Source organism: Pedobacter sp. AC163 (assembly GCF_979258665.1).
Genome location: NZ_OZ409872.1, coordinates 3,237,791 through 3,257,552, shown reverse-complemented (window position 1 = coordinate 3,257,552; position 19,762 = coordinate 3,237,791). Strand labels below are relative to the sequence as shown.

The 19,762-nt window shown below is 39.4% G+C and carries 23 protein-coding genes; 12 read left to right on the top strand and 11 right to left on the bottom strand.

Translation table 11 applies throughout. The annotated features are described in order from the left end of the window. Position 1: 1 nt before the first annotated feature. The 4 genes from ACZZZK_RS14080 (at position 2) to ACZZZK_RS14065 (ending at position 3,643) form a co-directional block, all read left to right on the top strand. Positions 2 to 727 carry a hypothetical protein gene (locus tag ACZZZK_RS14080; protein WP_463484684.1) on the top strand — a complete coding sequence of 242 codons (726 nt, stop codon included), beginning with the start codon at positions 2 to 4 and terminating at the stop codon, positions 725 to 727. Positions 728 to 951: 224 nt separating this feature from the next. Beyond that, the gene (locus ACZZZK_RS14075) at positions 952 to 1,929 is read left to right on the top strand and encodes a thymidylate synthase (RefSeq protein WP_463484683.1); all 978 of its coding nucleotides are present in this window, start codon (positions 952 to 954) and stop codon (positions 1,927 to 1,929) included. Then, on the top strand, positions 1,926 to 2,723 hold the full coding sequence (locus tag ACZZZK_RS14070) for a hypothetical protein (RefSeq protein ID WP_463484682.1): 798 nt from the start codon (positions 1,926 to 1,928) through the stop codon (positions 2,721 to 2,723). Before ACZZZK_RS14075 ends, ACZZZK_RS14070 begins: the two co-directional genes overlap by 4 nt. Further along, positions 2,720 to 3,643 carry an alpha-glutamyl/putrescinyl thymine pyrophosphorylase clade 3 protein gene (locus ACZZZK_RS14065; protein ID WP_463484681.1) on the top strand — a complete coding sequence of 308 codons (924 nt, stop codon included), beginning with the start codon at positions 2,720 to 2,722 and terminating at the stop codon, positions 3,641 to 3,643. The genes ACZZZK_RS14070 and ACZZZK_RS14065 overlap by 4 nt, the downstream gene beginning before the upstream one ends. On the opposite strand, the gene ACZZZK_RS14060 is transcribed toward ACZZZK_RS14065, so the two are convergent. Next, entirely contained in the window at positions 3,633 to 4,733 is a 1,101-nt protein-coding gene (locus ACZZZK_RS14060; protein ID WP_463484680.1) for an ImmA/IrrE family metallo-endopeptidase, read from the bottom strand. The genes ACZZZK_RS14065 and ACZZZK_RS14060 overlap by 11 nt on opposite strands. Beyond that, entirely contained in the window at positions 4,730 to 5,056 is a 327-nt protein-coding gene (locus ACZZZK_RS14055) for a hypothetical protein (RefSeq protein WP_463484679.1), read from the bottom strand. Before ACZZZK_RS14055 ends, ACZZZK_RS14060 begins: the two co-directional genes overlap by 4 nt. A gap of 180 nt (positions 5,057 to 5,236) precedes the next feature. Between ACZZZK_RS14055 and ACZZZK_RS14050 the strand changes: the two genes are divergently transcribed. Next, positions 5,237 to 5,644, top strand: coding sequence for a (deoxy)nucleoside triphosphate pyrophosphohydrolase (locus ACZZZK_RS14050; protein WP_463484678.1), 408 nt, complete (start codon positions 5,237 to 5,239; stop codon positions 5,642 to 5,644). Positions 5,645 to 5,951: 307 nt separating this feature from the next. Here the strand turns inward: ACZZZK_RS14050 and ACZZZK_RS14045 are convergent, their stop codons facing one another. Next, on the bottom strand, positions 5,952 to 6,275 hold the full coding sequence (locus tag ACZZZK_RS14045) for an HNH endonuclease (RefSeq protein WP_463484677.1): 324 nt from the start codon (positions 6,273 to 6,275) through the stop codon (positions 5,952 to 5,954). Beyond that, complete coding sequence (locus ACZZZK_RS14040) at positions 6,262 to 6,789, bottom strand: YDG/SRA domain-containing protein (protein ID WP_463486294.1); 528 nt, start codon at positions 6,787 to 6,789, stop codon at positions 6,262 to 6,264. Before ACZZZK_RS14040 ends, ACZZZK_RS14045 begins: the two co-directional genes overlap by 14 nt. A 188-nt stretch (positions 6,790 to 6,977) precedes the next feature. On the opposite strand from ACZZZK_RS14040, the gene ACZZZK_RS14035 reads away from it, so the two are divergent. Together ACZZZK_RS14035 and ACZZZK_RS14030 are read left to right on the top strand one after the other, a co-directional pair. Further along, positions 6,978 to 7,331 carry a hypothetical protein gene (locus tag ACZZZK_RS14035; RefSeq protein ID WP_463484676.1) on the top strand — a complete coding sequence of 118 codons (354 nt, stop codon included), beginning with the start codon at positions 6,978 to 6,980 and terminating at the stop codon, positions 7,329 to 7,331. 24 nt (positions 7,332 to 7,355) lie between these two features. Next, entirely contained in the window at positions 7,356 to 7,754 is a 399-nt protein-coding gene (locus ACZZZK_RS14030) for a (deoxy)nucleoside triphosphate pyrophosphohydrolase (protein ID WP_463484675.1), read from the top strand. Here the strand turns inward: ACZZZK_RS14030 and ACZZZK_RS14025 are convergent. From ACZZZK_RS14025 to ACZZZK_RS14015, 3 genes are all read right to left on the bottom strand, one after another. Then, complete coding sequence (locus ACZZZK_RS14025) at positions 7,749 to 8,777, bottom strand: MrcB family domain-containing protein (protein WP_463484674.1); 1,029 nt, start codon at positions 8,775 to 8,777, stop codon at positions 7,749 to 7,751. The two genes, ACZZZK_RS14030 and ACZZZK_RS14025, sit on opposite strands and share 6 nt — an antisense overlap. 22 nt (positions 8,778 to 8,799) lie before the next feature. Further along, on the bottom strand, positions 8,800 to 9,054 hold the full coding sequence (locus ACZZZK_RS14020; RefSeq protein WP_463484673.1) for a helix-turn-helix domain-containing protein: 255 nt from the start codon (positions 9,052 to 9,054) through the stop codon (positions 8,800 to 8,802). 237 nt (positions 9,055 to 9,291) lie between these two features. Continuing rightward, positions 9,292 to 9,612 (bottom strand): hypothetical protein, encoded by a 321-nt coding sequence (locus ACZZZK_RS14015; protein WP_463484672.1) that lies wholly within the window; start codon positions 9,610 to 9,612, stop codon positions 9,292 to 9,294. Positions 9,613 to 10,348: 736 nt separating this feature from the next. On the opposite strand from ACZZZK_RS14015, the gene ACZZZK_RS14010 reads away from it, so the two are divergent. Genes ACZZZK_RS14010 through ACZZZK_RS14000 form a run of 3 tightly spaced genes read left to right on the top strand, consistent with a single transcriptional unit; the run spans position 10,349 to position 15,506 of the window. Further along, positions 10,349 to 10,894 (top strand): TlpA family protein disulfide reductase, encoded by a 546-nt coding sequence (locus tag ACZZZK_RS14010; protein ID WP_463484671.1) that lies wholly within the window; start codon positions 10,349 to 10,351, stop codon positions 10,892 to 10,894. A gap of 2 nt (positions 10,895 to 10,896) precedes the next feature. Continuing rightward, positions 10,897 to 14,127, top strand: coding sequence for a SusC/RagA family TonB-linked outer membrane protein (locus ACZZZK_RS14005; protein ID WP_463484670.1), 3,231 nt, complete (start codon positions 10,897 to 10,899; stop codon positions 14,125 to 14,127). 11 nt (positions 14,128 to 14,138) lie between these two features. Continuing rightward, positions 14,139 to 15,506 carry a RagB/SusD family nutrient uptake outer membrane protein gene (locus tag ACZZZK_RS14000; protein WP_463484669.1) on the top strand — a complete coding sequence of 456 codons (1,368 nt, stop codon included), beginning with the start codon at positions 14,139 to 14,141 and terminating at the stop codon, positions 15,504 to 15,506. 52 nt (positions 15,507 to 15,558) lie between these two features. Here the strand turns inward: ACZZZK_RS14000 and ACZZZK_RS13995 are convergent, their stop codons facing one another. The 4 genes from ACZZZK_RS13995 to ACZZZK_RS13980 all read right to left on the bottom strand — a co-directional run bounded on the left by ACZZZK_RS13995 (position 15,559) and on the right by ACZZZK_RS13980 (position 17,732). Further along, a complete protein-coding gene (locus ACZZZK_RS13995; protein ID WP_463484668.1) occupies positions 15,559 to 15,942 on the bottom strand; it encodes a hypothetical protein in 384 nt (127 codons plus the stop codon). An 85-nt stretch (positions 15,943 to 16,027) separates the two neighbouring features. Further along, entirely contained in the window at positions 16,028 to 16,474 is a 447-nt protein-coding gene (locus ACZZZK_RS13990) for a MauE/DoxX family redox-associated membrane protein (RefSeq protein WP_463484667.1), read from the bottom strand. 180 nt (positions 16,475 to 16,654) lie between these two features. Beyond that, complete coding sequence (locus tag ACZZZK_RS13985) at positions 16,655 to 17,227, bottom strand: Crp/Fnr family transcriptional regulator (protein ID WP_463484666.1); 573 nt, start codon at positions 17,225 to 17,227, stop codon at positions 16,655 to 16,657. A gap of 118 nt (positions 17,228 to 17,345) precedes the next feature. Continuing rightward, entirely contained in the window at positions 17,346 to 17,732 is a 387-nt protein-coding gene (locus ACZZZK_RS13980; protein WP_463484665.1) for a hypothetical protein, read from the bottom strand. 285 nt (positions 17,733 to 18,017) lie between these two features. Between ACZZZK_RS13980 and ACZZZK_RS13975 the strand changes: the two genes are divergently transcribed. Beyond that, a complete protein-coding gene (locus ACZZZK_RS13975) occupies positions 18,018 to 18,893 on the top strand; it encodes a LytTR family transcriptional regulator DNA-binding domain-containing protein (protein ID WP_463484664.1) in 876 nt (291 codons plus the stop codon). Positions 18,894 to 19,082: 189 nt separating this feature from the next. Then, on the top strand, positions 19,083 to 19,361 hold the full coding sequence (locus ACZZZK_RS13970; RefSeq protein WP_463484663.1) for a helix-turn-helix domain-containing protein: 279 nt from the start codon (positions 19,083 to 19,085) through the stop codon (positions 19,359 to 19,361). Positions 19,362 to 19,762: the final 401 nt, after the last annotated feature.

The following is a 19,762-nucleotide window of genomic DNA, read 5'->3' as shown; positions in this document are numbered from 1 at the left end:
CATGGAATTCAGAATTCAAGAAATCATTAAAATGCTTGTCCCTGGTGGCATGTTTCTCATCAGTCTTTACCTTTTCATTTTCCCTATCACGGCTATAGAAATGTCTTTTAATAAAGACTTTCTTGCCGTTTACTTACTTATGCTGACCACCATAACCTATGTGGCGGGTTATTTTGTTGACTGGCTTGGCAGTCTTTCTGAAAAGCTATACTATAGTATTAATACAAAGCCATCCGAGCGCTTGCTCAATAACTTTTCCAAAAGTAAAATATTCGGCATCAGAATGTCGAAGCATAAAGAAATCGGTGAAAAACTCTGCGCTTGCATAGATGAAACACCTACCGGTAGTAGATATGATAAGGATTTGTCCGAAAAGCTCTTCAGGGCCGCCAATGCCATCAAAGACCAGAATGTAAATGATCATATAAAAGAGAGAATTTCCGACTTTTACTTTTACAGCATTTTCAGCCGGAACCTAGCTACTGCATTCCTTCTCTCCTTTTTCGCTTATCCGACATTATACTTTCTCGCCAGTCAGCACATAATTAAACTCTTTATAGGGGCTGGAAACCTGCCCGATTTCAATTGGTACTTTCTTTGCTCGCCATTGTTATTCGTCTTTAGTCTCTTTCGATGGAAAGACCATGCTACCTATTATACACGGCTGATCTTTTACACTGCATGCCAAGATGTCTTTACGCCCAAAGATATACCCCCTACACCATAGTCCCACAAATGCCGGTATGGAACATCTTCTAAGCTGGCCAAGATTCAGGCCAAATTAAAGCATTAATAAAGTTGTCTCGGCCATTATCCAATAAGGCTGTATCAAACCAGGCTGCCAGAGCATAACTAGCGAAATAAAAAACAAAAGCTCGATTACCTACAGATTGTCGTCACCAGGTATTTTAGTATATTTAATTATATAAACTCTATTAACAAACTCTCAAAATGGCAAATTTATCCCTTAACTCTTACGATACCTTAGATGACATTCTTCATGATGTTTTTCAAGACCTATTATCTCAACCGTTTAATGTAGTTAATACAAGAGGGACGAGTAGTGAAATCATTGGCCTATCAATTAAATTAACGAATCCTAGGGCACGTCTCAGTAGGAGTGAAATTAAATCAAAAGCTTTTAGTGCAATTGGTGAGCTATTATGGTATCTCTCAGGCAGTAATGAGCTTGAGTTTATAAAACACTACTTAAAAAAATATGAGAAGGAAAGTGATGATGGCAAAACCATATATGGTGCCTATGGCCCCAGGCTATTTAACATGAGGGCTGAATTCAATCAACTTGAGAATATTACAAAATTATTGACTGGAAATCCAAGTACAAGAAAAGCAGTAATTCAGATTTTCGATGCTATGGATATACAAGAAAAGCACAAGGAGGTCCCATGTACCTGTACACTCCAGTTTTTAATAAGAGAAAATAAGCTAAATCTTTATGTCTCAATGAGGTCTAATGATGCATTTATGGGACTTCCACACGATCTGTTTGCCTTTACTATGTTACAGGAAATCATGTCGGTTAAACTTGGTGTAGAGCTCGGTACTTACCACCATTCGGTTGGAAGCCTACATCTTTACGAAACTGACATTAAAAAAGTTAGTACTTATCTTAATGAGGGTTTTCAACCTACTAACTTATTTATGCCTGACATGCCAAAAGGCGATCCATGGCCAGCTATATCTTGGCTGTTAGAGTTTGAATCCAAGGCTAGAATAAATGGTGAAATATCAACAAATAATGAAATTGATGAATATTGGGATAACCTTGCAAAACTTTTATTAATCTATAACCTATACATCAAAAAAAATCAAGATGATAAAATAAGAGAACTAATGGAAAGTATGAACCCATTATATCAAGTCTACATTATGTCGAAAATTAAAACGAAGACAAAAATTAGCATATGATAACCAAAATCTATGATTTAATTTTACGCCTCACAGATCCTTCCATCGATGATCTGGAAATTATTGGATGGGCTTCACCTATAATTTCATTTGGCAATCCAGAAACTTCAAAAATAGCAACCTTAGGTCTTAATCCAAGTAATAAAGAATTTGTAGATAATAAAGACAATGAGTTAACTAGCAACAATAGAAGATTTCAAACTTTAGCTTCGCTAAAACTCTTAAGGTGGGATTATATTTCAGATGACCAATGTAAAATGTTAATGGATCAATGCTACGATTATTTTATAAGAAACCCTTATGATAGTTGGTTTAAGAGACTGGATTATTTAATTTCTGGAACCTCAATGTCTTATTACTTTCCATCCAGAGAAGCATGTCATCTAGATCTTGTTCCATACGCTACTTTTAAAAAATGGGGAGGTCTAACCACAGGTCAAAAATCAATCTTACTAGAAAAGTATGGCGATGTGCTTGGGCTAGTCTTAAAAAGTTCTACGATAAAGATTTTAATCTTAAATGGTAAAACTGTCATTGATAATCTGCAAAAAATTTCTAATGTCGAATTTAGTGTTAACTATCAACCAACGTGGGATTTATTGCGAGAAAATACAAGCAATGTAAAGGGCAACTCCTATCAAGGCTACTTAACAAAAGTTGGAGGGATAGACTTGGAAAAAAAAATTCTTATATTAGGTTTTAACCACAACATACAAAGCAGTTTTGGAGTCACCTCAGTAGTGCAGCAGGAAATTAGGAATTGGATATCAAAAAAAACGAGTGAATATTTATGAGAGCACCCAAAAACAATGCAGTTGTAGCAAACTTAGAGGCACAACTTGATGCCTTTTCAAACCTAATCCCACTAAATGGGATAAACACTCTTACCCAGAAGAATTGTTTTTTATATCAATTGGAAGATAGCATTCGTCGAATCCAGTATGTTCAGACAATCGGGCTTAAACAGCATGACCAAACATCTGCAGATCCAAATTTGGCTTTCTTTAATCCTATATCTGCAGCAGCATGGCATTTGTCAAATGGAAATGTAGATGAAGCTTCGTGGCTCGTATTTTTAATTACTCATTTTGGAAAAAATAAGCGAACAGGATGGCGGTTACTTAAAGATGTATATAGTGGTTTAGGTCAACAGTTATGGGATTGGCCAACGGTAAGTTTTACTCCAAATGCATTTGGTCATTGGATTGATGCAAATCTTGTTGTGCTTAAAGCAAATGGCATCTTTGGCAACCATAGAAAGTACGAGAGCCTAAAATATCGGATAACAGGCGGCGCTATCAATAGCTATGTAGAATGGGTGGGACCAAATTTAAGCCATGTGGTAAAATTCGCCCAACTCGAACCGGTCAATGCAACGCCAAGAACACGGTTTAAGGCATTTTACAGATCATGTAGCCGAATATATCGTTTCGGAAGAATGGGAACTTTTGACCATCTAACGATGATGGGCAAGTTGAATATATTAGATATTGAACCGGACTCTGTTTATTTTTCAGGTGCAACCGGTCCCATACCAGGAGCTAAAATGCTTTTTACAGGAAATCCAAATGCGAATTTAACCAATGCACAGCTTGAAAATCAGTTGTCACAACTCGATGCACATCTAGGGCTACCGTTTGGAATGCAAATTTTGGAGGATGCTTTATGTAACTGGCAAAAATCACCTGCAGACTATATCTATTTTAGGGGTTAATATCTGTAGGCATATTTTCCCATGAATATTTTCTCTTATAACTATTCATTCGGTGATATTCTAACTTTCCTGAATGCTGTAACTGGCCGATTACAATTCCTGCAGAAACACCTGCTTTGGTAGCAAAACCAATAATTGATCTTTTATTACTTACAGCTAATCTCATCATTTCGGGCCGTAGGTGCATTGGGATCAGCATTTCACCAGCAAAATTATTTGCCTCTTCTTCTTCTTGGCTAATTAATCTCGTTTTACCTACTTCTTCAACAAATACTGCTCGCTTGCCATGCAACACCAAGTGACCAGCTTCATGGAAGAAGGTAAACCAAAAATGGTCGTCTGTTAAATACCTTAAGCTTAACATTATTAATGCTCGATCTGCTGTTAAAAATTTCGTGACACCACTTGCCTGGCAACCATTTGGCGTTCTTGCTATTGCAATAGCGACTCCACACTTAGCACAGAGTTTTGCAAGTTTTGGCAAAAAATCAATCGGATCTTTTATTTTAGTCAGTTTTTTTATTTCAAATAAAGTTTCCTTAAACAATTCAGGATTCCATTCTTCACAAGATATAGGTTGACTCTGTATTTCGCCTTGCCTCAACCATGCCGCAACTGCAGCTGGCTGTTGTTTAAATGAATTTGAGGTGCGAAAGGAAACCTGAGCCATTTCAGCTTCATATTTCAAATGCCATTCATTGATTGAATCAACACCAAAGTAAGCAAGTAGAGATTTTACACTTTTAGACACTTCTTGTTTTATCCAGCCGTATTTAACCATATCAGCAATAGGTAAAAGTTTAAGCCAAGAAATTTCTGCTACTTGCTTTAACCTTACTTGGTCTTCCCTAAACTGAAATTCGCGTCGCAGCCAAAAATCTACGGTTGACCCTAAGAGTTTAGCTAACTTTTTAGAAGTCTCCTCATTTATTTCGTTTTGCCCTGCAATAAGCTTCTCCACATATTCACGTGAGGCATCCATTTGTTGAGCAAAAACATCAATTGAAATATTTCTCTCATTCAAAATGTCTACAATCGTATTGCCTGGTGCTGAACTCCAATTTGGCTGGAATGTTCCTGTATTTATCATATTTGAGATCCAATATTAACTAGTTTTACACGACTGACTTGTTGCCAATCGGTATTATTATTTGGGAGTAAAGGAATCGTTTCATGTACACAACAAAAAATTAGGCGTTCTTGTGTTGTTAAATCGAGTTTATAAGCTGAAATGTCATTATAATTGGTTTCCCCTGGAGAACCAGCAAGAAGTTCGCTAACAAACATTGCCGCTCGCATATCCGCTAAACGGGACTTTAGTGTCAATGCTACTGATGCGCCTAACATATCTTTTGCTGTGTCTTCATTTTCACATATCATGCGAATATTCTGGCTTACGAATGATAGTTCCAAGAGAGTCGTTATATTTTAATTGTTTGAAAAGTCTTAAGTTAGGCAAAACCTGTCCACTTTATTTCAGCAATGTTATTCAAACAATATCAATTTACAAAATTAATAAAGTAGATTTGAGCATAATTGTTAACATCTTAACATAATGTTGAGATTTATTGGTTACTTAATGATAAATTAATAATGGTTTCAGTCGCTGCGGCAATAATTTCCAATGGTTCTAAAGTGCTTATCGCAAAAAGACCATCCAATAAATTCTTAGGTGGTTATTGGGAGTTCCCAGGCGGAAAAATTGAATCAGGCGAAACCCCAGAAGTTTGCCTACGTAGAGAGCTAATTGAAGAACTAGAAATCAGTGTTCATATTAATCGTTTTTTAACAGAACAAATCTATGATTATGGGGACTTTATAGTTTGCTTGAAAGTGTTTCTGTGCACAGTAGATAAAGGTAAAATCACGCTTAATGATCATGACGAGATTAAGTGGGTAGAAAAGCATGACCTACTTTCTTTTAATCTCGCTCCCGCGGATATCCCTCTGGTTGATTTCTATCTTTCAAATGAAAATAAGTATCGCTTATCAGACACTTAAAGTACCACAAAACGGCTTATCATTATCGCTGTTTATTCTAGTCAGGCTTTAATCAAAATCGTTTATACCACTTTTTGCAAAATTATAGCATAAATCAACTGCGGTTGGTTTCGCGGTAATACTGTCGTATGTTATTCTCTTGGTCTACATCAGTCCTATAAAGTCTGAAGTTATAAAAATATCCTTTGACAGCATCATATGTACCGTATAAATGCCGTGTGGGTGGCTTTGAATTACGATGGTTGCGTGTTTGCATAATCCATTAGCACGTGATTTATCTTCTTAGAAAATAATGACACAAACAACTCTAACTGTATCCATGTGCAAGGCGATGATAGGCTAGATTTGATAAATTTAGTTCATGTTTTTCTTTCAAAATTAACTTTCCAGCTACATCGCCTAACAAGTTAAATTCATTTGAAATAGAGAATAGCCCATTGTCAGACATTACATGATGATTAGGGCACAAACATATTAGGTTGTTCGAGTTATCATCTCCGTTATGTGGCTTGCCTAGCGGTTTAATGTGTGCACCTTCGGGATAGCGGCCAACTTTGGTAATAATGGTTTCATCGCATATTTGACACTGATATTGTAGAGTTGTTTGACTTCTCTTGCTATTTTGTGTCACGAACTATCCTTAGAACGACGCTTTCGGTTCTCTTTTTATCTTTAGTCGAGTAATCAAGCTCTATTTCTTCTGTGGTTTTCCTATGTGGATTAATGCCTGTGTATTCGAGCTTGTATCTGCAGATTTTAAAGCCGCTTTTACCGATCTCCTGCCATGCATCTATTACACTGTAAAGGCCTGCGTACTTATAGCCTTGTTTTGGAGAAAATGGTGTTTTGTGTTTTGCACCTCTAATTACTCTTATGGGTAATCCTTCGTCCATGCTTTTTAATAATCCAGCGTTGCCTCGATTATTCCAGTCTTGGTCTTTGGTTTGCTTTTTACTGCCGCCTTCATTTCCTCCAGCGCCAGTATAAATGATTGTATCGCCAAGATCTTCGTCATCTGCATAGCCCCCTGAAAGTACAATAGCAACAACTGTTTTCCCTGTACCATCAATTCCTCCTGCACAGTTTCTATGGAAACTGTCTTTCATCATTATTCTTCTATCTTCAAATTGATAGCCTTCTGGGATACCTTTTATCTCCCAAATATTATCGGCTTAGTCATGAAAAGTTATAGCGTTCAATAACTGCTGGGTTTCTTACATGTATTTGGCCAGGGGTCAATTTAAAATATAAATCTAACGCCAGAATAATTTCATCTCCATGCCATTTAGTATTTCTCATCAAATATTATCAACTAAATTGTTTATTTTTAATCATGAAAAAGCTAATCCTCTTAATTTTTTCATCCCTAATTTTTAGCCAAACCAACGCCCAGAAACAAATCCCAATTAATGATGCGCCAAAATATATCGGCCAAAAGGTCGTAGTTTGTGATTCTGTTTATAGTATTATAATACTGCCGAGCCTTACCTTTGTAAATATTGGTGGAGATTATCCTAATCAAAAATTAACTTTAGTTTTTTACAAAAAAGATTTGGTGTTAAAAAACTTAGATGTAAAAGCTTTATGCTTAAACAAAAGAATCTGTATTATTGGAAAGCTGCTTAAATTTGAAGGGAATCTGCAAATTGTTATAAATAACAAAATGCAGATCACTATAAATAAATAGAACGTGGGTAATTTGGATTACAGTTTGAAGAAGAAACCGATTGATGTTACCTGTGCCATTATAATAAATGATTTTGGGGAGATACTGGTTACCCAGAGGAGTGAAAAAATGTCCCTCCCATTAAAATGGGAATTTCCTGGGGGTAATGTAGAATTTAACGAGGCACCTGATCAATGTTTAATTCAAGAGATAAAAGAAGAACTAAATCTCGACGTTAAAATTATTACACAACTACCTGAAAACATTTATGAGTATCCTTCCATTATAATCAGGCTAATTCCATTTGAATGCATTTTAATAACTCAAGAGATCAAACTGGCTGAACATGCTCAATTTGTATGGTCGACTAAAGAAAACTTAACAAACTTTGCTTGGGCCGAAGCAGACATTAAAATTGTATTCGATTTGTTGACAAGGCTATAATTCGAATTGATATTTTTCCCTGTGATAGGCCAAATACTCTTGTTGTTTTTTGTTGAAGCTACCAACATTAGTTTCCTTGAGGCCCCATGCAGTAAAAATATCCTTAGCTTCATCTTTTATCAAAACTTTTCCACCTCCTGTAAAGCTTATAAAACCTTTGTCAAATAGTTTGTCCACATGTGGGCTCAACAACAACCCATTATTACCATCCAGCTTTTCCTTATCAGTTGATTTACACCAAGGCTTTATATGACTTGCAACTAAAAATGCCAAATCCGATATTTTTGTTATTCTACATTTTTTTTCAATATTAACGACATCTTTTCTAAACTCACCCTGGCCGAGTCTTGCATTAATTAACCTTTGTTTTTGAGTTTCTGTTCTTTTGGATTTTCTAATATCATCTACTTCTTTGCCTTCATCTCTCGGTAAAGAAGTCACATTGTTATCATCAACTAGATTTTTATAGATAATAAGCATTTCCGTCAAATCATCTAAAAGCATATCTTCTTTGGGAATATTTGCGGCAGGATAATATTTCGACATTATGTTACCTGCTTCATAATCGCCTGGTAGGCTACTACTAGTTTTCTTATTTTTCTTCAGGTCAATTGGCTCTGTAGTAAAGCGATCATCTACAATCTTAATTTGCCTTTGATAGGATTTTGCTCTTTTTCTAAGAACGTCCCTATAGCCCTTTTTTATTTCCTGATTGACACTAGTTACACCCTGATTTAATGTTAAATAAAATCCAGACATATCCTCACTAAAAATGTAAACAGGATAATATCCTTTCTGTGTAGTGTTTGTTACTAGTAAATCAAGAATTGCAATCCAAGGGCACGCTACCCATCTTCCATTTCCAGCCGAACCTTTTACAACGTATCTCTCTGGATTCGCTATGTTTCTCTTAACTGAGTCAGGAAGTTCATGTCTCAAAAAATTAGCAATTTTATTTTCATTGAATTCTCCTTGAGTTGAACTTAAGTATTCTTGTAGTATTTTAATTAGATGAGAGCGCATGGGCAATAGTTATTTATTCTTATCATTTTTCCTTTGATAAAGAGTGCAGAGGGAGAAATTCACGTGGTGAAATGCCAAAATGGTCAGCCAATTTGTCGATATGAGATAGGTTATATTTAGATCTATTTTTAGGACTTTCTACATTCGTTATAAAGGTTCTTTTCACCCCCAAAACTGTAGCAATATCTTCTTGCTTAAGAGTATATTTATCTCTTAGCTTAATAACGAAATCTATAACGTACTGATCAATTTCAGAAATATTAATTCCCTCTCCCATACGCTATAAAAGGATAAAAAAAATAAACACGAAATGACATACATGTATTACATATTTTGATTATCTTTGTTTATTACACAACGGTATTAATAAGAGTCTTGCGATTACAAATCTGAAGCCGTCAACGCAAGTAAGCAGATTAATACCCACAGCTTGTTTTAGATGTACTATCTTTGTGCATTGAAATAACTGTGGGCTCTGCTGTAATTCCATGTTGACATAAGGCTTCAGAAACTTTTAGGTAATCATGGTTTGAAGAGCCCACAGGTATTCATTCCACCAAGACTCGTATTCCATACGAGTATGAACAGAAAAGAAAAACAGGTACAGATTGATTCTACGCTCCATCCCAAAGCGATACTTTTTTTTGCGTTCGGCTCTATCCCTAAACATCACCACCATGTTACCCATCCCTTTGATTGCCCCTTTGACTATTTGTTTGCTTTGAAGCCTAAAAACCCTGTGTAAAGCATGATCAAGCCCTGCCTGCTCCTTCTTTTTTGTAGAAAATTGGTGATTTAATAAAGGTTTAAGGAACAGGTGGGGTTTGTCTTTCACTTCCGATTAAATGTGTAGCGCTTTAAGATCCCCGCCTACGCGAGGATGACGGATTGGTTGGAGGGGATTTGTTGAAGAGATTGAAACGATATGCCCTTATATGCCATATCGTTTAAATGATAATGGCATGTGGAAGGGATCTACAGAGGAGATTGCCGCGGCTCGCTCTTGTCCGGCCTCGCAATGACGATAATGTGAAGAGCAATGCCGGCGGTTTGATCCGGCCTAGCAAATGATGGATGTATAGCCCGTTGAAAATTTTGCACTAACGTTGAATTACCAGGAACAAGGCAACGCGTTCTGTTCCGACCCTTCGTCGGAATACTTGTGTTGCCGCAATGGAAGTTTCAACGAGGATAGCCGACATCAGATGCCAGCCTTGATTTTTGATTACCTTTTTATCAAGAAAAAGGTAAAAGGCTGCCGCCGATGAGGCGAAAGAGATCCTTCGACAAGCTCAGGATGACAACTGGTGAGACTAATACCTGCTTTAAAAGATCTCTCCGCTACGGTCGAGATGACGGATTTTCGGGAGGGAATTTGCTGGACGGAATTTGTCTAAGGGAAGCATCGCGTAAACGAGGAGATTGCTTCGGCTCCCTCTTGTCCGGCCTCGCCCGCCTACCGCAGGCAGGCAATGACGATGATTTGAAGTATTTATGACACAATGCTATAGCCGCCCAGAGCTCCCTCTCTTAAAGGAGAGGGCGGGGGGTGAGGTCTAAACAAACTAAACATGAAAAAAATAATACTTTTTACTGTAATGGCATTGCTATGCCTGAATTTTTGGGCAGTCGCACAAGCCCAGGAACGCCTAATCATTGGCGATAAAGTGCCCAATGTAGTATTCTCAACGGTACTCAATTATAAAGACAGCACCATTCAACTCTCAAAACTCAGGGGAAAAGCGGTCATTCTTGATTTTTGGGCAACCTATTGTACCGCCTGTTTAAAGGAGTTTCCAAAAATGGACTCGCTGCAACGCCAGTATGCTAAAAACCTGCAGATCATTTTAATGGATGCCTATACCAAAGACACCAAAGCGGTATTACAGGCATTTTTAGAAGAGAGGCTGCATGCCGACAGTGGCTTTTCGATGCCAATGGTGCAACATAGTGAAGCCATAAAAAAGGTTTTTCCGATCAAAAGTATGCCGCACTACATCTGGATTGGAGCAGATGGCCGCATTAAAGCCATTACGCGGGCAGATCAGGTTAAGCCTGCAAATATCGAACGGTTGATTGCAGGTTTAACGCTTAACCTCAAACTTAAAAAAGACTAGCCATGAACGACAATCATTTTAACGCTAAAAAAATGAAGTGGAACTTCATGATCATCAGTACGGTGATCGTCTTATCGATGCTGGCATTTGTTACGGCCTATGCGCAAAACCCATCAAAAATTTCAGGTAAGGTAACAGATTTAGATGGCCGACCGGTTGGGGCAAGTGTGAGGTTTAAAGGAGGGATGCTGCTTGCCGATGGTAGGAACGGCGAATTTACGATCCCTTTTATTAAACCTGGTGATACGATACGCTTTACTGCTCTGGGCTATACCAGCCTGACAAAAGTTTACCATCGGGAGGGCGATTTTCTCTTCGTTAAAATGACCGAAGAAGTGAAGCAACTGGAAGATGTGGTGGTACAAACCGGTTATCAAACGGTAAAGCCAAATGAGATTAATGGCGCTGTTTCGCTGATTAATGAGCAGGCGCTTCAAACCCGGGTGGGCAGCAATATTCTCGACAGGATTATTGGCCAAAGCAGCGGATTGATGCTGCAAACCGGCAAAAGCAATGGCAATCCTCAAAACACCACCAACCTGAGCATCCGGGGCCTGGGCACTATTAACGGTCCTTTGGATCCGCTGATTGTACTCGATGGTTTTATTTATGAAGGCGACATTGGCAACATTAATCCGAACGATGTAGAAAGTGTTTCGGTTTTGAAGGATGCGGCGGCTGCATCAATTTGGGGCGCCAGGGCAGGCAATGGGGTAATTGTGATTACCAGTAAGCGTGGAAAAATAAATCAGGCCATGCAGATTTCCTTTGGAGCCAATTACTTTTCACAGGCATTGCCTAAGCTGAAAGAAATGAATCAACTGGAAGCCCGTGATTACATTATGGTGGAGCGGCAATTATTTGATGCAGGTTATTTTAATGATAGGATCACCACCACGCCTTTTTATGCGCTCACGCCAGCGATAGAAATTTTATTGGCGATGCGCAATGGGTCGCTTAATCAGCAAAGCGGGGCATCTCAATTGGAAGCGCTGAGCAAAAATGATACCCGCCAATCGTATCTGGATAATTTCTATACCCATGCAGTTACCCAACAATACAATCTGAATGTAAAGGGTGGTGGAGAACGGAACAGTTACTTATTTGGAATTGCTTACGATCGGGCTAAAGGAGAAACCTACACCACAAATAACAAACTGAACCTTCATTTTGCTAACGATTTTAAAATTGTTAAAAACCTCGATTTAAGCACTAATATCTATTACACCAACAGTACTGCGAATAGCGGCCGTCCCGCCTACAACAGTCTATCCGTTGGCGGTCGTTTTCCGGCCTATCTCGATTTTGCATCAGGCGATAAACTGGCTTACCAATACCGTTCGGCCTATACCGATACTTTGGCAGGAGGCAAATTGCTCGATTGGGCTTACTATCCGCTCGACGATTATAACCATGATGGGTATAAAAGAAAAACGCAGGAATTTTTTGCCAACGCAGGCTTGCGCTATCAGATCATGAGCGGCTTAAATTTACAGTTGAGCTACCAATACCAGAAACAGAATTCGGCATATACCCAAACGGCCGATGCGCAGAGCTACGCTGCCCGGAACCTGGTAAATACCTTTAGTCAATATGATCAAAGTACAGGCTTGATCAAATATATCGTGCCAAAGGGCGGCATCCTGAATATGGATCAAACAGAAGTGTATTCTCAAACCGGGCGGGCGCAGTTTAATTACAATAAGCTATTCGGCTTACATGCCATTAACGCCATTTTTGGGGCTGAAATGCGTTCGGCCAGCACCAGTGGCCATTCCAGCAGGCGTTTGGGTTATCAGGCCGATCCGCTCTATTTTAGTGTGGTGGATGAATTAACCTCTTATCCTGAATTGTTAACCGGTAATTACAGTCAGCTGGCAGGAGGCAATACTTTAACGCAAACCGACTACAGGTTTATAAGTTTATATGCCAATATTGCCTACAGTTACAAAGGGCGCTATACCCTAAGCAGCAGCGTTCGCCGTGATGGCTCTAATATATTTGGCGCCAATACCAACGATAAATGGAAACCTTTATGGAGCGCAGGCTTGGGCTGGAAACTGGCGGAAGAAAGTTTTTATCACCTGGATTGGCTGCCGGTATTCACATTAACCAGCACTTTCGGTTATAGTGGCAATGTAGATTTAAGCAGAAGCGCATCGGCAATTGCCGGATATGCCAACAACACCGTAACCGGTTTTCCGATTACCAGGGTAAACACCATTGGCAACCCCAGTTTGCGCTGGGAGCAATTGTCGCAACTCAACTTCAAGGTTGATTTTGAACTGAAAAGGCAGCGATTCACCGGTTCCTTTTCCTGGTACCTTAAAAAAGGAGCTGATTTATATGGCAATGCACCTTACGATTATACCACCTGGGGCGGCAGAGATGATTTAGTGAGGAATATCGCCAACATGAAAGGTTACGGTTTCGATTTGGATTTACACAGCAGAAACATTCATCGGGGTCGTTTCAGTTGGAATACCGATTTATACCTTAGTTATAACCAAAGCAAAACAACCAAGTATTATAATCAATATGGTGTTAATATCGTCAGTCTCCTCTCGGGAGGCACCTTTATTACCCCACTGGAAGGCTATCCACTCTACTCCATTGCAGCCTACAAATGGGGCGGGCTGGATGGGCAGGGCAATCCGCAAGGTTACCTAAAAGGGCAATTGAGTACAGACTATAATGCCATTGCCGAAGAGGCCGGGCAAACTGGTGCTAACCTGGAATATAAAGGCACTGCCAGCCCCACCTATTTCGGATCTTTAATCAATACCTTTAGCTGGAAGCAGTTGAGCTTATCCTTCAATATCAATTATAAACTCGGCTATCAGGTGCGGAAACCTGCAATTGCTTACAGTCAGTTGATCAGCAATGGGATTGGCAATAAGGAGTTTGCCACACGCTGGCAAAAACCAGGTGATGAGCGCACGACGAATGTACCTGCTTTCATTTATCCTGTTAATGGTAACCGTGATGCTTTTTATGCAGGCGCAACCGCCAACATTATGCCTGGCGATCACATCCGGCTGGATTACATTCGTTTGGCTTATACTTTTAGTACAGCAACCTGGAAGTTTCCTTTCCGCAACCTGGAGGTATATACAGGTCTGCAAAATGCCGGCATTTTATGGAAAGCCAATCAGGATGATTACGATCCGGATTATACCCATGTCATTCCACCAGGCCGCCAGTTCACCTTTGGCTTAAGAGGCTCATTTTAATATAAAAAACGATGAAAAAGAAATACACAATAGCAATCATTATGGGGCTCTATGCCACCATTGTCATATTGGGCTGTAAAAAATACCTGGAAATAAAATCCGATGCGAAGCTTGTGATCCCGAAAACACTTGCTGATGCCCAGGGATTACTGGATGATGCGAATTTAATGAACCTGAGAACTACGCCTTCATTTGGCGAGGCCTCGGGCGATGACTTTTTCCTGCCGCCAGCCAGTTACAACGCGATTATTACCCGGGGGCAGGAAGCTTATACCTGGCAACCTACTGCTTACCGCTATCAAAATGATTGGAGCATGGGCTACCTTGCCATTTACAATAGCAATTTAAGTCTGGAGCTATTGGATGATATCACCCGCAATACGGCCAATGCGGCGGCCTGGGATCATGTTAAGGGCAGTGCCTTATTTTTCAGGGCCTATTATTTCCTGATGCTGAACAGCCAGTTTGGTTTAGCCTATGATCAGTCAGCAGTTTCCAATTTAGGGATTCCGCTGCGTTTAAATACCGATTTTAACAGCCCATCAGTAAGGGCAAGCGTGAGCGAGGTTTATCAGCAGGTGATTGAGGATGCCACCAGAGCAATCGATTTATTACCCAACTATCCGCAGCATGTGATGCGCCCATCAAAAGGGGCGGCGGCGGCCTTACTTTCGCGGTGTTATCTCTACATGCATCAATATGATCTGGCTTTAAAATATGCTGCTGAAGCGCTTAAGTTAAATAACAAGCTCATGAATTTCAACGGCGATACGGACTTGTTAGCATTGAGTAACGCTGTGCCTGTTAAAAAATTTAATAAAGAAACCATTTGGTATGCAGAATTATCAACCAGTTTTGGTGTAACTACAACTGCCAGAATAAGGATTGATTCTAATTTATATGCCAGTTATGGTCCAAATGATTTAAGGAAAACTGCATTTTTTAAAGCCGCCGCACCGTACCAGCAATTTAAAGGAAACTATACCGGAAGCGCTACGGTTTATTTCTCGGGGCTTGCAACTGACGAGCTTTATTTAAATAGCGCAGAGTGTAAGGCGTATCTTAATGATTTACCTGGCGCAATGGCCGATTTAAATACTTTATTAAAAAGCAGGTGGAAAAACTCAGTAGCTTTTGTGCCCATAACGGCAGTCGACAGAATTGATGCCCTGGATAAAATCAGATCAGAACGGAGAAAGGAGCTTTTAATGCGGGGCCTGCGCTTCGGTGATTTGAAGCGATACAACAAAGAAGGTGCAAACATTATCCTGAAAAGATTAGTGAACGGCAAAACCTATACACTTTTGCCAAATGCAAGCTATTATGCATTACCGATCCCCACAGATATTATTGAGGCTTCGGGTATGCCACAAAACTAAAAAAAGGGCAGATAAATTTATCTGCCCTTTGCCGTTTTATCAGATTGATATACTATTGAATACTACGGTTTTGAATTTCCATGCTGGCATCTGCACTTCCTGCCACGTACGCATTGGCTGATGAAATGGCACTCGCATTTAGATTTAAGGTAGATTTCAATGTTGGGCTGGCACCTGCATTTACATAGGCAGCATCTACTTTTATTAAACAGGCTTGTTCCTGCTCCTGATCACAATCTCCTGCTGTTGCATCATAAACCCATTTGCTTTCATCTTCTACGTTAGCTTCGCTATGATTGGCATCGTTGAAACGAAAGGTGTATTGGGTTCTCTTAGCGTTACTTTCTGTTTTAAAGGCAGATCCTGTAAAAACCAATGTTAATCCGAAAGCGGCGGCTAATAGGCCTTTGCTTAAATTTTTAATGTTTGTATTCATGTTTTAATACTGCTTGTTTGCATTTGAAAAAGCAGTGAAAAAGTTTAGTTTAAGGTTTGGGCTTTCGCCCCGTTTATTAAATAATTTATGATGTGTCGCTTAACCTCCTTCCCTTTTTGCTCATGGTGTAAAGACAAAAACTATTGATGGCGATTAAAATCAGATTGAATTTTAAATGATTTTTCCAGCTCATTTTAGAAATGAAGCCCCCGCAGCTACAAGGCCTATCAGGGAAAGCCCCATTAAGAACCAGTAAAATATAAATGGTAAACGCTATTAAAAGCATTAAGGAAAGGATCAGGCCAGTAAACTTTTTACCAATAATTAAAAGGATTGCGGCTAAAGCCTCGCTAATCAATAATCCGTAAGTTAATATGCCCTGAAAAAAGAGGGGAAAAGGCTGATCAGCCATTTGATTCTGGTAGTGATTAAAATCGATGATTTTGATAAAAAAGGCGTAAGTCCACAAAGCGATGAGCAGCATCAACCCTGCTTTATTTAAAAGATTACCGATGATTAACCTGCTTTTCATATCCCTCATTTTGAATAGAATAAAGCTAGCCGGATAAGGAGGAGTAAAGAAGGTTAGAATTGCACCGAATGCAAGCTTAATTTGCAGCGCTTATAATCAATTCGGCTTTGGGCGGTTGAGTTAATTCATCTGATGGATGATTTACATGGGGGATATTGGCTTAAGCTGCATGCGCAGGTTTTAGCCATAACGCAAATGTTTGATGGTGCTGATGCTCATGCCCAAAAAGGAGGCAATATCTTTCAGGCCGGCATGCAACAATAAGGAAGAATGGTATTTCATCAGGAATGCGTAGCGGGCAGCACTTTCGGCATGTTGGATCAAATCAAGATGTTCACTAAGTTTTTGATTGATGCGCTCCAGATAGCCCTGACTAATCAAATAATATTCAGGGAAAAGGTGATTGAGGTGCTTGAGGTGAATATACGATAGGGCAATTACCGTACTTTGCTGATCGAGTGAGATGGTGGTTCTGGCCGGGGTTTGGCTAAACAGGCCATCAAGCGGCAAGATCAACTCATTCTGCCAATACCATAAAGTCAAATCTTCCGCAGTATTTTCATCTACACGGTGTACCCTTGCCGAACCCGATGGCAGATACCAGATGTGTTTTGGAATTTTACCGGCCTCTAACAGCTTGGAGTTTTTGGGCAATACTTTTTCGGTAACACTTTCTTCCAGGTATTCGGTCAACCCTTCGGATAGCGGATGGTATTGACTCAGGTGTTTTGTAAAATCAGTGAAGGCGGTCATGGTCGTCTTTAGGATGAATTGGATCCAAATGTACAGGGGATGTGAGCTAATAGGGATGGTTGTGTTTTACTCTCCGCAACAAAGTATCGGTCAATGCACTGCGGATTTCATGATGTGCCTACTGATATTCAATGGTAAAGGTGAGTGTTTCTTCTTGTGTAAACCCTTCAACAGATGAATATTTACCCTTCGTATCTTCATGCACAATAACCACTTTGTCTTGTGTTTCGGAGCGGGCAGCAGTAGTGGCCGCCTTGACTAGCACAACAGGAAGCCGGTTTTCAATAAAGTAAGCGCTTTTAACCGCGGCCATGGCAATAAATTCGTTGCTTAATGCAGTAAGGAAAATGATCTGGCTTTCGGCCAGGTTAAAATTCCCCGTTAACCACCTCCTGAAATCGGCGATGATTGCTGCTGCTTCAAACTTTAATTGGGCGTCGGGCAATTGGTAAAGCTGCCTCAAAAGTTCGGATAAACCTTCGGGACTAAGTTCATTTTTATCCATAGTATTCGTTTTAATCTTGCACACCATTGTGCTCTTCAAACTTAGAGATCAATCTAAAGCCAACAAAATACAGATGAGCGGGAAAACCATAAAATGTCCATTTACAGCGCTATTTGACACTAAATAGCTCGCAAATTGCCCAAAACCAGGTATAAATGGTCCATAATAATTACCTGGGTAAGCTTAAAAATAAGGTAGGTAAGCGGTTTAGCAGCGGTGTTTTCAGTGCATAAGAAATAAATTTTATACCTTTTAAGCCTAAACGAAACGTAACCTGTAAAACCATTGAAATCCAGATTAACCAATAAAACCTATTTACCTCTGGCATCCCGTTTAATCCTCGCTGTTACTGCTGCTTTTTATATAGTAGTGGAAGGACAGCAAAGGCCGATTTGGGTTGTCATTTTTGACCCTAACGTAATCATCACTATCATATTCAGTATTGGGATTGCATTCATTTTAATTGCCATCATTCATCAGGGCACTAAAACGCTGGATCATTATCATCCCTGGCACCGCAACTTCAACCAACGCCTGGCTTTTCAATTGCTCTGCTGTGCCCTGTTTCCTATTGCACTTGATTTAGCGCTTGTGAAGTACTTTTTTTGGTTATTCCGCTACGATTTCTCAAAAAGCAATTATCTAACTTCCGAATTTCCATTAGTGAAGTTACTGATCTATGGCTTTAATCTCTGGTACTACTTCTATTATTCCAGCAATCAACCCATCGCTAATGATTCTCCGGAACTTGCTCCTCCGGATTCACCCGGAAGCGAATCGAGTGAATCCTCTGCGGTACAGTTACCATTATTGGCGTTCAATGGGAGCATGGGAATCAATAAAAGGGTTTTTCATGTAAGAGATTTAAATTGCTACAAACGGGAGTCGAATGCAGGCATGGCACTTTTAAAAGACAATACCATTTGGTTCATCGATTTCAAAACCGATGAGTTGGAAGAGAAACTCAATCCACAAGATTTCTTCAAAATCAACCGAAACGTGATTATTGGTTTCGACACTATTGAAACGTATAAAAACGATGGTAAAGGAGGTATGCTAATCTTAAAAAGCGGAATTAATTTTGATGGATCTGTATCGGTAACGCGAAACCGTTATCCGAAATTTAAAGTTGCCTTTAAAGAATATATCGAGAGGCAATAATATCCTTTTTCAATATGTTAAAAAGATTGCTTTTGTGTATAATTTCATTGAAATAATAGCTGTTTTTATATCCTTCTTTAAGTAAATTTAATCATCGGTCAGTGCATAGTTACAAGTAATATTATTAGGCAACATTTAATCGAATCATGAAACGATTAATGCTGTTGCCGGCAATTAAGACTTTGAATTATGAAAAAGATCGATACCCTCATTCAAATCCTTTATAAAATTTATCTTTTGTTAAAGGAACACCCCAATCTTTTATTGTCTTCGCCACCGCTTATGCCTGAAGAGGAACAAATGACCCGTCAGGAGGTTAAAGATTATTTAAAAATTAGCGAGAGCACTTACAAGCGTAAAGTAAAAGATGGCACATTAAGGCCAATCAAAATGCCTGGTGGCGATCGGTTTTACAAGCGTGAACTGCTGGCGGCTTTCCAGGAAAGCTATCGAAAAGGAAGATTATAATTTCTTTACCCTTTCTGGCACAAAGGTTAACCCTTGCTTTACCCCATGTAAACCTTTTCTTTACCTATCTTGTACCTATTCGTTACCCTTTCATTACCTCGCAGTAACCCTTAAGGTTAAGTGAAGCTTTGGTGTTGGTTCGCGAGCGCTAAACAAATTGTTCTGGCTGCGCAAGGAAAGCATGTCGTAATTTACAAGAGAGATTTTTTGCTTTTTTTATTAAGAACAATGAAGGTTGCTTCCATTGAGGCGAAAGATCCTTCGACTACGCTCAGGATGACAACCGGCGAGATTAATACCCGTCTTAAAAGATCTCTCCGCTACCGTCGAGATCACGGAATGGTTGGATGAGGGATTGGTATTTCTGCATATCGCTATAGCAATCATATTATCAGGCCTGG